9 protein-coding genes are annotated in these 15,485 nt (G+C 50.0%); 5 read left to right on the forward strand and 4 right to left on the reverse strand.

All coding sequences use genetic code 11. The features are described from left to right. The first annotated feature begins 171 nt into the window (after nt 1–171). Entirely contained in the window at nt 172–492 is a 321-nt protein-coding gene (locus QUB33_RS06370; protein ID WP_333348666.1) for a DUF6464 family protein, read from the forward strand. 1,302 nt (nt 493–1,794) lie between these two features. Next, complete coding sequence (locus QUB33_RS06375) at nt 1,795–8,178, forward strand: DUF4347 domain-containing protein (RefSeq protein ID WP_333348668.1); 6,384 nt, start codon at nt 1,795–1,797, stop codon at nt 8,176–8,178. 45 nt (nt 8,179–8,223) lie between these two features. Here the strand turns inward: QUB33_RS06375 and QUB33_RS06380 are convergent, their stop codons facing one another. Next, nucleotides 8,224–8,781: an NUDIX hydrolase gene (locus tag QUB33_RS06380; RefSeq protein ID WP_333348670.1), complete on the reverse strand. Its 558-nt coding sequence runs from the start codon at nt 8,779–8,781 to the stop codon at nt 8,224–8,226. Nucleotides 8,782–8,871: 90 nt separating this feature from the next. Here QUB33_RS06380 and QUB33_RS06385 point away from each other — a divergent pair, with 90 nt between their 5' ends. Next, nucleotides 8,872–10,188 (forward strand): AMIN domain-containing protein, encoded by a 1,317-nt coding sequence (locus QUB33_RS06385; RefSeq protein WP_333348672.1) that lies wholly within the window; start codon nt 8,872–8,874, stop codon nt 10,186–10,188. A gap of 178 nt (nt 10,189–10,366) precedes the next feature. On the opposite strand, the gene QUB33_RS06390 is transcribed toward QUB33_RS06385, so the two are convergent. Beyond that, nucleotides 10,367–10,963, reverse strand: a complete 597-nt coding sequence (locus tag QUB33_RS06390) for a DUF3172 domain-containing protein (RefSeq protein WP_190736215.1) — start codon at nt 10,961–10,963, stop codon at nt 10,367–10,369. A gap of 287 nt (nt 10,964–11,250) precedes the next feature. Between QUB33_RS06390 and clpS the strand changes: the two genes are divergently transcribed. Continuing rightward, a complete protein-coding gene (clpS, locus tag QUB33_RS06395; RefSeq protein ID WP_190658451.1) occupies nt 11,251–11,532 on the forward strand; it encodes an ATP-dependent Clp protease adapter ClpS in 282 nt (93 codons plus the stop codon). 228 nt (nt 11,533–11,760) lie between these two features. Here clpS and QUB33_RS06400 read toward each other — a convergent pair whose 3' ends face one another. Both QUB33_RS06400 and QUB33_RS06405 read right to left on the reverse strand, forming a co-directional pair. Next, entirely contained in the window at nt 11,761–12,093 is a 333-nt protein-coding gene (locus tag QUB33_RS06400; protein WP_190743136.1) for an RNA-binding protein, read from the reverse strand. 287 nt (nt 12,094–12,380) lie between these two features. Next, nucleotides 12,381–13,661 (reverse strand): hypothetical protein, encoded by a 1,281-nt coding sequence (locus QUB33_RS06405; RefSeq protein WP_333348675.1) that lies wholly within the window; start codon nt 13,659–13,661, stop codon nt 12,381–12,383. A 408-nt stretch (nt 13,662–14,069) separates the two neighbouring features. Between QUB33_RS06405 and QUB33_RS06410 the strand changes: the two genes are divergently transcribed. Next, entirely contained in the window at nt 14,070–15,452 is a 1,383-nt protein-coding gene (locus QUB33_RS06410; protein ID WP_333348677.1) for a UDP-N-acetylmuramoyl-tripeptide--D-alanyl-D-alanine ligase, read from the forward strand. Nucleotides 15,453–15,485 lie beyond the last annotated feature (33 nt).

Consider the following 15,485-nt stretch of genomic DNA (forward strand, 5'->3'; position numbering starts at 1 on the left):
AAGCGGCTCCAACAGCTCGCGCCCTCCTCACCCGCCAGCAAACGGTTAACGGTTTAATAGTTTGAGACTTGGCTCGGAACTTTTATGATTTAAAACCGTCTTTTCGGGAATGATTTTCTGTTGCCGATCGCCTAAATTAAAACAAATATTCTCCACATAAGCTCTGAAAAAGTGCTAACTGTTCTCCTGATTATTTTCATAGGTTTAGCTCCCTCACTGCTTTCTTTGTGGGTGATGCGCTCTGCCCAGGGACAAGCCAGCGACAGAATTGCAGCGGCCAGACTTGCGGTAGCCAATAGATCCCTGCGAACTCAACTACCAACTGCCGATCGCACCTACATACAAGGTCTCGGTTATCCGATCGGCGATATCACTTGCGAGTATAATGCCCGCTCTAATTACCTTCGCTGCGCTGTCAATCCTTCAGGGCCCTGTCAAGATTGTCGGTACTACCAAGCCAGAACACTTGACGTTCGCGGTGAAAAGATATAGCTTATATTGATGCTTGTATCTATGCCTATTTGGGGATTTAATAATCAATGAGTTAATATATACTTACGTGTAATGATTCTTGTTGGAGCTTGTTTTGGACGACCCACGCCAAAACTCAGCAATTAAAACCTAATCGAGCATTATTGCTTGGTTACAGTTGCCATAACTGGCGGATTGCGACCGGTGTTTTTCTAGTTGAGGATTTACGATCGGAAACCAAGTTTAGATGATAAATTTTGGTTGGGCGGCGAAAAACCTAGGAATAAATTGGGTTTCTAGTCTTCTGGGCGTAACTCCTGCAGTTAAGAAAATTAGCCAACAAAAATCGTAAGTAGCTGAGGGGCAGCTCTCCAAATCAGTTTCTCCAAAACATCATGAAAAATTCTGCACGAAACATTGTCCCGAGCATTTATCCTAAACAGAAACCAGCTCGAAGACTCTAAGTTGGCAACTTGAGAAGTTGCTTGTGGGCGGCACTAATCTGTTTTTGCGATCGTAGCGAAACAGTCTCAAACCTAGATTGCTATCTCCAGACTCCAAGTCATGAATTTTTAAGACGCTTCGTCGATACAGGGTATGCCAATTTCAATTGAATCTCATATGTTGCACCATTTTCAAGAATAGGCTTTCCGGGCTGTTTCACACCAAGTGAATTTTCTTATGGGCTGGGCAGGAGAACCCCCCATATAAGGCTTATTGAGAATGGTACAAGATCTCAGTTGAATAACACTTCGGGCACGGCCGCCATAATTATGTCACGGCTATAACTCCCTAATTAATGTCTCGTTGCTATTGTGAACAGGGCTTGCACACCAAAACCAAAGAAACCGAGTTGTTTATCGGGAGCGAGGGCTGCAAAGAAGTCTTTTCGTCCCTCAAACCAGGTTTATACGTCTAGAAATAGTGAATTTTCTCTGCAAATTAAAGTGCATTAGACGATGTACAGAAAACCTCATCAAGTAAATTTTTGAGAACTTGTGTTATTATCTACTGCGCCATGTAAGAGATAAGCGTGTAACAGATAGACTCGCTAACAGAAAAGAAAAAAGCCCAAGGCAAAATATCACTCGATAGAGAGATTATTGGGATTCAAACCCCAAATCCTCAGCGCTTCTGCCGGCGATATTGGCAATGCTATCAAATATCAATATAGCACTGCTTTGTGCTGAGTAAAATTCGCTTTTTGCTCTAGATCCAAGTCAAGCAGCAGAGCCTCTTACTCTGCAATTAAACCTTGTCCATAGGTGATAATTATCATCTTGAAGTGCGTACATCATCTACAATCCGTGAGCCAACTCGACCATGCAAAGCATCTGCAACAAACCAATTTTTCTCACCCCACAAATATGTGACTTTACTGCAAGGATTGCAGGCGGAAACTCCCGAACAACAGCAACTTATCATCACAAGAAACCCATAAAACAAGTAAAAACAGAGAAGTGTTTCCTGTCCCAGAAACTTCGTGGCGACATCAGAATTGGACATCCCCACAGAGAATTTTTGCGAGCAACCGAGTCTGTGGCGGCCCGGACTCTAAAAAATGTACTGTTCCTCGATGCCAGAGTAGAGAACGGCGACAGCTTGACAAGAGGAGCAACAGCCGATACAGAGGTATTTGTACTGGACTCGACGCGGGATGGAGTCGAGCAAATTACTAGAATTTTGGCTAATTACAGCGATTTAGACAGCCTTCAGATAGTTTCTCACGGTCGAGAAGCGGGGGTGCAGCTAGGGTCGATCGAACTCTGCAACGACAACTTAGAAACCTACAGCCATTTGTTCCAGCAGTGGGGAAAAGCCCTGAGCGAGAGAGGAGATATCTTGTTATTCGGGTGCAGCGTCGCAGCGGGGGAAAGCGGCGCAGCCTTCGTGCGAAGGCTGAGCTTGATGGTCGGTGCAGATATTGCAGCTTCCGACAACTTGACGGGGAGTGCGGCACTCGGCGGCGACTGGCAATTAAAATTTGCGACCGGGGAAATAAAAGCGAGAATCGCCATTGAAAAAGAAGTGCTCGAAGCCTACCCTTACGCCCTCGGCACATTAGTTAACGAAACTTTCAAAAACTCCACAGTTAGGGGGCCTTGGATTTACGGGGGAAACAACGGGGCACTGTTCAATCCCACCAGCGGAGTTCCAGCAGCCAATCAACGTATCCCCGGCATTACCGGAGGCACAGTATCCGGCGTACTTCCGGCTTTGGGCGGTTCGACTCCCGGGGATGGCGCTCTGCAATTAACTCCAGCAGCAGTTGATAGGGAAGCCTTTGTCATCTACAACAACCCCATTCCTTCAACCGACGGTCTCAGAGTCCAGTTTGATTTTTATTCTTACGGTTCAAGCCAGCAATATAATGCTCAGGGCCCATTTATTAGCCCTCAGCCAGGGGACGGGCTGGGTTTCTTCTTGATTGACGGCACTGTTAGCCCAACCAGGACTGGGGGTTATGGCGGTTCTCTGGCTTACGCTCCACGAACGAATATACCCGGTATTGAGGGAGGTTATTTAGGCATTGGGCTTGACGAGTTTGGCAATTTTTCAACATCCACAGAAGGGCGCTCCGGCCCCGAGCCACCTCCGATTCCCGGCTCCTCTATTGGTTCTTTCAGACCTGATTCAGTAACGCTTAGAGGAAATCAAGCAGAAGGTTATAAGTTTTTAACAAATGCGATCGTTCCCTTCGGCATCGATAACATTCCTACGAGCATTGACTTTAGCGGCCCTGAACCAGGCAGTAGTTTTAACTTCAGCAATACGTTCACGAGCGATCGCAATTTAGCCAAAAGATCCGTTCAAATTACGCTGAATCCATCTAACGATCCGGTGAATCCCTCTCGCCTCACTGTTGCCTTCGATGAAAATTTCGACGACATCTACGAAAATACATTGATCGACATCCCCAACTTGGCCACCGAAAACGGCCCAGTACCGCCAATTTTCAAATTTGGTTTTGGCAGTTCCACAGGAGGCGCCAACAACATTCACGAACTTCAAAACGTGGTAGTGGAAACGATCAATCCTCCGAGTATCGCCGCAGAGGTTGCCACCATCAAGACCGGCCCGCAGTTCGTCAAGTCCCAAGGCAGCATTACCTACACGATTACTACAGTAAACAAGGGGCCAGCGCCTGCTACAAACGTCCTGATTCAAGACGAAATACCTTTAGAACTGCTGCGTCCGGGCGGATTGCCCCCAATTCTCAGTGCCTCCAACAACGGCACTTACGTGAACCAAACCAAGGCGGTCACCTGGCCGTTAATTCCGGTTCTCAATGCCGGCGAGACTCTGACTTACACCCTGACAATTGAGTTGCCGCCCGGTTTAACCAGCGGTAGCAGTTTTGCCAACGTTGCATTCAGCACTAGCTCAACTTTCGACCCCGACCTCAGCAACAACAGCGGTGTACTCGCGCCAGGGCAAATCGAGGGGCCTGGTGTAGTCTTTACCACAGTTGTCGATACAGTCGCGGATTTAGTTACTAGCAAAAGTGGCCCTGTGACCACCTCGGCCGGGTCAAGCGTCGCCTACACGCTGACTACGACTAACAGGGGGCCCGACCCCGCTGCCAACGTGACCATCACTGACAGCATTATTCCGGGTTTGACAGGAGTCACAGTCTCGGACGGCGGCACTTACGACCCAGTTTCGGGCATTGTCACCTTCCCAGCACTGACGGCGCTGGCAAATTCGGCTACTGCGACCCGCACCATCAGTTTCATCGCCCCAGCGACCCGTACCGACATCAGCAACACGGCCCGGAGTAGGGCGGCGACTTTCGATCCGATCCTCACTAACAACAACGGCTCGACAACCAACAAAGACGGCACTCCCACTAACTCTACGGTTACGACCAGTATTGCGCCCAACGCCGACCTCGCAACCACCAAAACCGGCTCTACGAGTGCTACCCCCGGTAGCTCGGTCAGCTACACGATCGCCACAGTCAACTTAGGGCCGAGTCCTGCAGAAGCTGTAACCATCACTGACAGCATAGTTCCCGGATTAACCGGAGTCACGGCATCTAACGGCGGCGTTTACGACCCAGTAACCGGCATTGTCACCTTCGGCCCCGTGGCAATAGCCAACGCGGAGACAGTCACCCGGACGATCGGCTTCACAGTACCGCCCACCCTAACTTCCATCAGCAACACGGCAAGAAGTACCTCCATCACTCCCGACTCCACTCCGGCCAACAACAACGGTACGAACCCCAACGCCACCGTCACTACCTCGATCGATGCTGTGGCCGATGTTGTCACCCAAAAAACGGCTCCGGCCAGCATCAAGGTGGGCGACACGCTCCTTTATACAATTACTACTACCAACAACGGGCCGAGTCCCGCGACCAACGTAGTCATCACCGACAGCCTAATTCCCGGCTTAACGGGAGTCACCGCATCCGACGGCGGAACCTACAATCCTGCCACAGGGACGATCGAGTTCCCAGCGATCGCGACTTTAGCCAGCGGCAGCAGTGTCACCCGCCGCCTAATTTTTGTACCCCCGCCTACTCTGACGAGCATCACCAACATTGTATTGAGCCGATCGGACACTTTTGACCCGGACTTGACGAACAACAACGGCTCGACAGTCGCAGTACCCGGTGAGGCGGGGGGTCGAGTCACCACCTCGATCGATCCTGTGGCCGATCTGGTTACGTCCAAAAGCGGTCTCACATCTGCTCCTGCTGGTAGTTCCGTAACTTATACTATAACTACCGCCAACAATGGGCCGAATGCTGCTGAAAACGTAGTGATTACAGACAGCATCATTCCCGGTTTAACGGGAGTCAGCGCATCCGATAACGGCACTTACGACCCCGTGACAGGGGTTGTCACCTTCCCAACAATTCTCAGTTTGACTAGCGGCAGCAACATCAACCGCGAGGTAACTGTAGTCGTTCCAGCGACGGGTACCATCAGCAATACTTCCCAGAGTCGATCGACCACTTTTGACCCCAAACCCAGCAATAACAACGGTTCCGAGTCCAGAGCCACTGTCACCACCGCCATAAGCGCGCAGGCAACACCCAACAAACTTCCATCAGCCAACAGTAGCAACGCTGCGCTAGCGCCCAACAGCGTTGTCCAAATTAGCGGGCTCGGAGGCACAGACTCAGACGGCACAGTGGTTACATTCACCATCAGCACCCTGCCGCCGGCAAATCAAGGCCTCTTGTTCTTGGGCGACCCCGCAACCGGGGGAGTCGCGGTCACGGCTGGTCAAACCCTGACAGCCGAGCAAATTACCCAGTTGTTCTTCCAGGCGTCCGGCAATTTCGCAGGGGCAAACTTCACCTACAGCGCTACAGACAACCTCGGCGCCACCAGTGCGGCAGTCGCCACTGTCTCTCTCATTCCCCTTAAGGAACCGATACCGACGCCAACACCCGCGCCGATACCGACGCCGACATCCGCGCCGATACCGACACCCGCGCCGATACCCACACCCGTGCCGATAGCAACACCCGGGCCGATACCAACACCCGGGCCAATACCAACGCCCGCGCCAATACCGACGCCGACACCCGCGCCGATACCAGACCCGGCACCAATACTGACGCCGACACCCGCGCCGATACCAACGCCCGCGCCAATACCAACGCCGACACCCGCGCCGATACCAACGCCCGCGCCAATACCGACGCCGACACCCGCGCCGATACTAGGCGCGGAACCAATACCGACGCCGACACCCGCGCCGATACCAGACCCGGCACCAATACCGACGGCGACACCGGCGCCGATACCGACGGCGACACCCGTGCCGATACCAGGCCCGGAACCAATACCGACGGTGACACCCGCGCCGATACCGACGGCGACACCCGCGCCGATACCGACGGCGACACCCGCGCCAACACCAGCCCCGGAACCAACACCAGCGCCGCAACCAACCCCTATATTCGACCCAGTACCCGAACCCGATACCGGTTGCGGTTGCGACCCCTTGCCCCAACCCCCTCTGATCACATTTATCCCACCCCAGCCAGAGCAAATACTCAACTTCGACTCCAACGCCGCACAACTCATCGACATCCAAAACACGATACTAGCCACTCTCAGAAACGATTCCTTAACAGGAAACGAAACTAACCAACTGTTTCTCTCCTTTGGTGGCGACGACACAGTGTTAGGTGAAGGCGGCAGCGATATCGTCTACGCCGACCAACAGCAAGACTTCATCGCAGCAGGTAAAGGCGACGACATCGTTTACAGCGGCAAACAAGACGATGCCGTATTTGGCGGCAAACAAAACGATCGCATTTTTGGCGATCGCAACTCCGACACATTGTACGGCGATCGCGGTGCCGACACCATAGTCGGCGACAACGGCAACAACATCGACTTGACAGACAACGACGGCGACCTGATTTTCGGCGGGTCTTCCAGCGACGCCATTGCAGGCACTCAAGGCAGCGACACCGTTTACTCGGGCAAAGCTGGCGACATCGCCTACGGCGGCATCGACAACGACTGGATTTGGGGTGACAAAGGCCCGGACACCCTTTCCGGCGACAGCGGAGACGACTCTGTGTTCGGCGGCGTCCTCAACTCCCTAGACAGCGACCCCGACGGCTTCGACTTGCTGACAGGAGGTGATGGCAACGACTTAATGAACGGCCAAGAACAAGACGACACCTTGCTGGGCGGCAACGGACGGGATTTGGTGTTTTCCGGCAAAGGGGGCGATCGCATTTTCGGCGAAACAGACTCGGATACTCTCTACGGCAATCAAGGTGCCGACACCATACTCGGCGACTACGGCACTCAGCAAGGCAGCACAATTGCCACGGATGAAGCCGACTTAATTTTCGGCAACGACACCGGCGATATCATCGGTGGCGGCAGCGGTAACGACAGCATTTTTGCCGGCAAAGGTAATGACTTAGTTTACGGCGGCAAAGATAACGACGGGATTTGGGGCGAACTCGGTTCCGATACGATTGTCGGCGATGAGGGAGACGACTCGCTTTACGGTGGCTTGCAAAACCAGTTAGTGTCGGATGTGGACGGCCGCGACTTGCTGTTTGGAGGAGATGGCAACGATCAACTCAACGGCGGTGAGAGTTCCGATTCTTTGAGTGGGGGCGTTGCTAACGATACGCTTCGCGGAGGCAAGGATGACGATGTAGTACAGGGAGATGCTGGCGATGACTCGCTTTACGGCGATTCGGGCAGCGATATTTTGTGCGGCGATGAGGGTAACGATACCATTAGTGGCGATCGCGGGGAAAATGAGCGAGGCGCTGTGGGTGAAGACGGGCAGCAAGACTGCATCAACGGTGGCAGTGGCGATGACCTGTTATACGGCAATGAAGGTCAAGATACTCTCAATGGTGATGATGGTAATGACACGATTTACGGAGGGAAAGATCGCGATATTCTCAATGGGGGTGCAGGGGATGACTGGCTGTTTGGTGATGGGGGAGATGATACTTTGATTGGGGGTATTGAGAGCGATCGCTTTGTGTTAAGCGCTAATAGCGGTCTGGATACTGTGCTCAATTTTTCTGTTGGAACTGATAAGTTTGTCCTGGCTGGTGGCTTGAGTTTTGAGGCTTTGCAAATTAACTTTACGGCGAATGCCACACTGCTGCAAGTTGCGGAGACTGGTCAGGTTTTGGCTCAGGTTTTTGGGGCTAATAATTCTCTGACTGCTGGGGATTTTCTCACTCTTTCTCGTTAAGAACAAAGCGCCGTAAACAGCGTGTAAGGTTTCATTCACAGCACCTTACCGCTGTTTATTCAAAAATTCTAATCCTAAAAAAATAGCTGCTATGCTTCCTGCTACACAAATTTCTCGGTTTTTTATTTTTACCCAAACTTCAGCAATGGGGACTAAAACTACTTCAATATCTTCTGTAATATCTAATTGTATTTTGGTGGCAAGCTTGACATTTTTAGCAAAGTATAGGTAGATAGAATTGGTGTCTTTTACAGGGTTATCATATAAGGTTGCTAGTTCCAAAATTTCTTCAGCAACATATCCCGTTTCTTCGGCAAGTTCTCTGGCTGCTGCCGATTTCCCGCTCTCTTCAGCAGGGTTGAAAGATCCAGCAGGCAGTTCCAGCAAAATTTCGCCTACTCCGTGCCTGTATTGGCGCACTAATACAAGTTCTTGCTGCTCTGTCGTGGCAAATACTAGGGCGATATTGGGTCGGACATTAACAAAAAAGTCGTCTATAATTTGTCCGCTTGGCAATTCTATTTCATCTTGTCTAACCTGACACCACTGGTTGTTAAGAACGAAGCGCGATCGCAATAATTTCCATTTAGTTAAATTTTTCATATCCCCATAATGCTAAACTTTCAGCGTCATCCGAAGGCACAATTTTCTCATCCATAATCTATTTCAGATCAAAAATTTCACCCAGCCGCCATGCCATACAAAAAATTACTCACCCGATTTGGGGAAGACTTACAAAAATTGACTGTTAATTCTATACCAGCGGGATTGTTGGCGATCGAGTCACTGAGTCTGAGTCTAGCAGTCGTCGCCGCAGTTGCGACGGTGCCGGCAACACTGGAACCAGCAAATGCTTCTACAGTCACAAGTTGGAAATTCGATCCGGCGACAAATCAGCTAGAAATTACTCTTCCAGAGGGAACAACCCCCACATATTCTCTACTCAACCCGTCTCAGATTGCTGTGGATTTACCCAATACGGACATCGGAGTAGATGCAACTCAGCTATACCCAGAAGGCACAGTGCGTTCTGTGGGGGTTAGTCAAGTTCAACCGGGAAGGGCGAGAATTCTGGTCAATTTGGCTCCCGGAGTGGGTTTTAGCGGGGGGAAAGTTCAATTCCAAAGAATTGGGGTAGAAAATCGCTGGGTGTTACGCCCTTCGATCGAACCGACTGCGAGTATGGAAACTTCCGAAACTCAACCCCAGCCTGCAATACAAGTACCGCAAAACCAGCCGGTGACAGATTCCAACTCAACTGTCGATCGACCTGAATCTCCTACTTCCCGGAATCCCGCTACCAATTTTTCGCCGCAGTCAACTCCAAATGACCAAATCCGGCCGCTAAGACTGCCTTTAGTCAATGTTCGCCTTGAGGAACGCCGTGGAGTACAAGCTGCTGCTCTACCCCGCCTAGAGCCTCAAATAACGGCTGCTGCTGCAACCCAGCAGCGGACGCTTACCTTTGGTGAACCACTTCCTCGCGGACGATCGAATGCTCCTTTGCAGGCTGCGGCTGGGGCGAATGTCTTGTTGCCGGCGGGCACGGAGCTAAGTTTGCTATACCCCGGCGATCGGGCTTTGCGGCTGCAAGCGAAGCCCAGCCGACAGGAAGTGCTGCTGCTGCAAGGGGGAATTCTCGACAGTCGCGGTAATACGATCGTACCTGCTAATACGCCAGTCATCGGTAGGTTTGAAACAACCAACCTCGGCAGTCGATTTGTGGTCGAAGCTATTAGTTTCAACGGTCGCAATATTCCTCTCTTGGCTCGGTCGGAACCCGTGGGAGGCCGACGAGCTCAGCCTTCCGATCGCAGTTTGTTGCGAAATACTGGTATTGGTGGGTTAGCTTTGTTCTTGCTGAGCGGCTTTTCCGGTATCGGTTTGTTGGTTGGAGCAGCCGGTGGTGTTGCTACAACTTACGTGGCTGCTCCTCAACCTGCTACGATTCAACCCGGTCAAATTTTGCAAGTTCAGTTAACGGAAGATTTCCCCCAGTTCGGTTTTTGAAGCAAGAAGGAAGAACGAAGAAGTTCGAGGGAAGACTTCCTTCTTCCCTCGAACCTCTTTGTTCAAAATTTACTTAGAGCAGTTTTCCATTCTATGAAATAAAGTAAGGACTTAGGCAAAGCCTAAGTCCTACTCCCTATCTGTAATTGACTCAACTGAAAACCGCTATATCGGGGATTTAGAAATTTTGACCTTCGGTGGTTGGAGCTATCGAACCCGGTTGGTTGAGGAACAGGTTTTTAGCGCCGTCGTTTTGGTAAATACAGTTAATTTCGGGTTGAGCTTCCAGGGGGCCGGTGAAGCCAAAGGTGTTCATGCGATTTTTGCAATCGCGCACTTGGTCTTGGCTTATGAGTTTTCTTTGTTCCAGAATTGCCCAGTTATTGGTTCGCAGGACGCATCCGGGGCGCATACTCGGCTGCGAGATGTAGACGTTGAAGGGGTTGAGGGTGACGTAGAGGCGCATATCTGTCACCATCGCGCTTGCTCCAAACTGCACGCAAAGTTCTGGGTTCGGGGCGCTGCGATCGATAAATTCACGGGAGGCTACGTTCTCAGGACTAATTGTAGCTGTAGAGCTAAAGGCAATGCCAATCCCAATTCCCAGAATAAAGACGGCTGTTAAAATCCCTAGGGTGGCAGAATTGAGGAAAGAGGGTTTACCGGACTGAGGTTGACGCCGCGACTGTCCGCCAAATGAGCCGGAGTCTTCATCTCCCCGGGATGGGTCGCCGCTGAATCTGTCGTCGTTGTAGGATTTAGGTTTGCGTTTCATATAAGGTTCCCTCAGTTCTGGAGACTCAACAGGTAGTAGTTTGTTATTTTTAACCGATCTCGCCTTTCTAATATTATGGCGCTAGGAAGGTGGTTGCGGAGGGCCCAGGACGCCCCCTCTGGGTTTGGTGGTGCGTTCACAACTGGCGATCGACCAAGGGGCTGCCTTGTCTGAATTTTCAGATTTCAATAAAATAGCTGAAAGTGACATACTCTTGCACAGCGGAGGAATCCGGCTCAAGATTGTTGACAAATTTTAACATTTTACAAGTCAGGAGGTATAGATTAGTGTCTGTCGAAATTATTCAAAAGCCTTCCACAGTCCGCAAGCTTGCACCGCGCTACCGCGTTCTGCTGCACAATGATGATTTCAATCCTATGGAGTACGTGGTGCAGACTTTGATGGCGACGGTACCGAGTCTGACTCAGCCACAGGCGGTAAATGTGATGATGGAAGCCCATACTAACGGGATGGGATTGGTGATTGTTTGCGCTCTCGAACACGCTGAGTTTTACGCTGAAACGCTCAATAACCACGGATTGAGCAGCACCATCGAACCTGACGATTAGAATCCTGACGGTACTGCAACGGATTCGCCCAGTTGGTTTCAGGCTGATACCGTCAACCCCCATACCAAAAAGCCAAGGGTCGAACCCTTGGCTTTTTGGTATATTTAATCCGGTAGATATGGAAATTTGAAGAGCATAGGTTTTTCGGAACGGCCGGAAGTGGTTCCGAGCTAGGTGAGCTCGATCGCCAATTTCAACTCTCCAATCTCAAATCTTTATCAGAGGAAATTAATAACGTCCTCCGCCGCCGCCGCCTCCGCGAGCAAATTTTCCAGGGCCACCGCCGCCCCGGTTGCCGCCACCCCGGCCGCCTTCATCTTCGCGGGGCTTAGCTTTGTTAACTTTGAGGTCGCGACCCATCCACTCTGCTCCGTCGAGAGCAGCAATCGCTGCATCTTCTTCTGCATCTGTTGACATTTCTACAAAACCGAAGCCGCGGGGGCGACTGGTTTCTCGGTCGGTAGGTAGATGTACCCGCTTAACAGTTCCGTATTCGGCGAAGACGGTGGTGATGTCTTCTTGGGTAACTTGGTAGGATAAGTTACCGACGTATATCGACATGAGGAATAACTCCAAAATTTAGACAGTGCGAAGATTTCAGTTTCGGAGAGTCCCCTGCCGATACAGAAGGGCAAGTTTTTAGACAATTCTGTAGCAATGAACAAAGCCTGCAACTGAATCTGATTCACACTTGGTACTTTAACATAGAATAATGTCTTTTGAGTAGGTTTCAGGAGTTAATTAAGTAGTTCTAATTAAAGGTAAAACTTTTAGGGTATTCAGAAACCTGGTTGATCGGTGTGATGTTTTGCCTGCTGTGGAAGCAGAGAAAGTTATGCCGCGCCCTCTTACCGCAGGAAAGATACATCCACCTTGCCAAAGTTGGTACTCAAAGCTAGGTTTACGTTTTCCAGGGCTTTGACTAACCACACCACGCCTTCTCGGGTACTGCATTCGTAGTGACCGAACAAAATTGCCAGCCGCTTTTCTAGGTAGGGCTTGACTTTGCCGCAAATTAGTACGATTTTCAGCAGCAAACCTGTGGTTTGGGTTGGCCCGAGGTTTGAGATCAGGTCGATGAAGACAAAGTGGTTGGGCCGCACAGGACTCTCTACTACTAAAAAGTTCAATAACTGGCTGCAAGTTCTGATCATTAAAAATTCATTAAACTTTTGATCGTCGCTGTGGGGCAGGGTATTTTGTAGTTGCTTATACAATTTTTCGTTAAAGAGACGTTTGCCGTAGCGCTCATCGGTGACAGAAGAAATCAGGTATTCGTACAAGTCGTCTTTAAAAGAACGGTAGGACTGATTTGTGCTGGCGTTCGCCGTGAAACGGCCCGCTAGCTCTCTGTAGGTATTAGCTCCTTCTACTTTACCGACAAATTGTTTGAGGGCAAAGAATAGTTCCGGGTCGGTCAACAGGGTCGGATTTTTTATAACTTGTATATTTCTGCCGAAGGAAAGGGAAGTTTCTCGACGGGCTATTTGGGCTTTTCTCACTTGGTGAGCAACATATTGTGAGAGGTTGATCTCAAATTGCTGCTGCTTTTGAGCTTGGATTTTTTTAATGATTTTTTGTTGTTCGTAGGTGCTGTCGTCGCTGAGGAGGCAGTGTTTGTAGAGGTAAGGGTAACGGGGAATTAAGGTTCCGAGGGCAAGGCTAGCAGGGGTTTTGCTGTTGCTGCTATCTTCATTGCTGTGAGTTATGACTTTGGCTAAGCGTTTGAGGGTGAGGTACTGTTCGCTTTCGATAAATTGATTTACTAATTTGGGGATGGAGCCTCGCCCCCCCGATCGATTGTATCCAAATAATATTTTGGGCGCTTCTTCAAACACAGCTATCAATTCAGGGATGGCCGCTTGCTTGCTGGGGTAAGTTTGCCAGCGGTTGATCAGGATGTGGCAGCAGCGGTTGAGGATGTATTTGAATTCTTGTTGAGCGTTTTCTGAGCGTGCTATTTTTTCGAGTGCGTCGGCGATCGAGCGATCGGGATATCCGACGCCCTCGATAAACAAAGTGCGAAAGCGGCCGATCAGTTCTGCCGGCTGCTCTCGTTGTACCAACTCCAGCCAGTGCTTGTAAAGTAGCTGTTCTTCTTCGTAACTCTGTCTATTGTAGTCGTTCACTGTGGATTAACCCTCCGAGGCTAGGGCAGGAGCTTTCAGCGCTCTTAGCTTAATGAATGGGCAGGTGAAGTGCAACAATTGAGTCAACCGAGCTTTTAGCCGGGTGGGGCCTAGGGGTAGAAGCTGTTAGCAGCTTAAGCCGATCGATATTTTTTGCTTATTTAAACTAATTACCAACACCAGCATGACATGAATTGTTGGTAATTAGCAAGGCCTTAAATCACCATAGACTTTGTAAAGTATTGGTAAAGATTGTGAGGGGTACGGGAGAATTTCTTGGTTGCCTGACGATTTAATATTAGGATTGTCAAGGTCAATCCTGGTCGGCAGCCCCCAATCAGTTAAATGTGAGGTCGGGCGAGGTAGGATTAGCTATGAAAATAATTATTTGAAATGTGAGTGCTGGTTATGGTCTGTCGCGTAAGTATCGCCCAACTTGCTGAAATTTTAACTGTACCTTTGCCTGCTGTGTCTGAGGGCGTTTTGACAGCTTTAGGGATAGGTATTGCCACAGATACGCGCACTCTTGAGGGGGGCGAAGTATTTTTGGCGCTGCGGGGAGAGAATTTTGACGGCCATCAATTTGTGGCAAAAGCCCGAGATTTGGGGGCGATTGCAGCGATTGTCGATCGAGATTGGCAAGAGGAATTGCCTAATTTTCCCCTGTTGCGCGTTGACGATACTTTAAAAGCTTATCAGTCGATCGCCCGTTGGTGGCGTGACCAATTCAGTATACCTATAGTTGCTGTTACTGGTTCTGTAGGTAAAACTACTGTTAAAGAGTTAATTGCGGCGGTTTTGTCAACGAAGGGAAATGTTCTTAAAACTCAATATAACTACAACAATGAAATTGGCGTACCAAAAACTCTGCTGGAGCTTTCTCCTTCACACAATTATGCTGTAATTGAAATGGGAATGCGCGGCAGTGGCGAAATTGCGCTGCTATCGCAAATTGCGCGTCCTACTGTGGCGGTAATTACTAATGTAGGAACGGCACATATCGGGCGACTGGGTTCGGAAGATGCGATCGCCCAAGCTAAGTGCGAACTTTTAGCCGAAATGCCTGCTGATAGCATTGCTATTCTAAATCACGATGGTGACAGATTAATCGCAACTGCGGCTAAAGTTTGGCAGGGAAAAACTTTAACTTATGGTTTAGAATGCGGGGATTTGTGCGGAGAATTGCTCAATCCTGATACAATGTTAGTAGAAGGTGTGGAATTGCCGCTGCCACTGTCAGGACGGCACAATGCTGTAAATTATTTGGCGGCTTTGGCGGTAGGAAAAGTTTTAGGTATTGATTGGGAAGTTTTAAAGCAAGGTTTGTCTGTGCAGTTACCGGATGGACGGGCGCGCCGCTACGATTTGCCCGATGATATTATGATTCTGGATGAGACTTACAATGCGGGTTTGGAGTCGATGTTGGCAGCCCTGAGACTGTTAGCAGATACTCCGGGAAAGCGCCGGATTGCGGTTTTGGGAACGATGAAGGAATTGGGCGATAGGGCGATCGAATTTCACCGACAAGTGGGAACGGCGGCGCGAGATTTGCATCTGGATGCTTTGTTTGTTTTTGCTGATTTTGAGGAAGCAGCGGCGATGGCTGCGGGTGCGGCGGGTTTGCCTTTTGTGGAGATAGGAGATATTACAGCCAAGGATGGGCGGGAAGATTTAGCAAAGCGGTTGTTGGGATTTGTCGAAAAGGGCGATCGGATTTTATTTAAAGCTTCTCATTCAGTTGAGTTGAATCGAGTTGTGGAGAAGTTTAGGGCAGATTTTGCGGGGGAGTAATAGAAAAGAAATTTTGGGGATTTGAAATTATGC

It is taken from the genome of Microcoleus sp. B3-A4, assembly GCF_036705385.1.
GTDB lineage: Bacteria > Cyanobacteriota > Cyanobacteriia > Cyanobacteriales > Microcoleaceae > Microcoleus.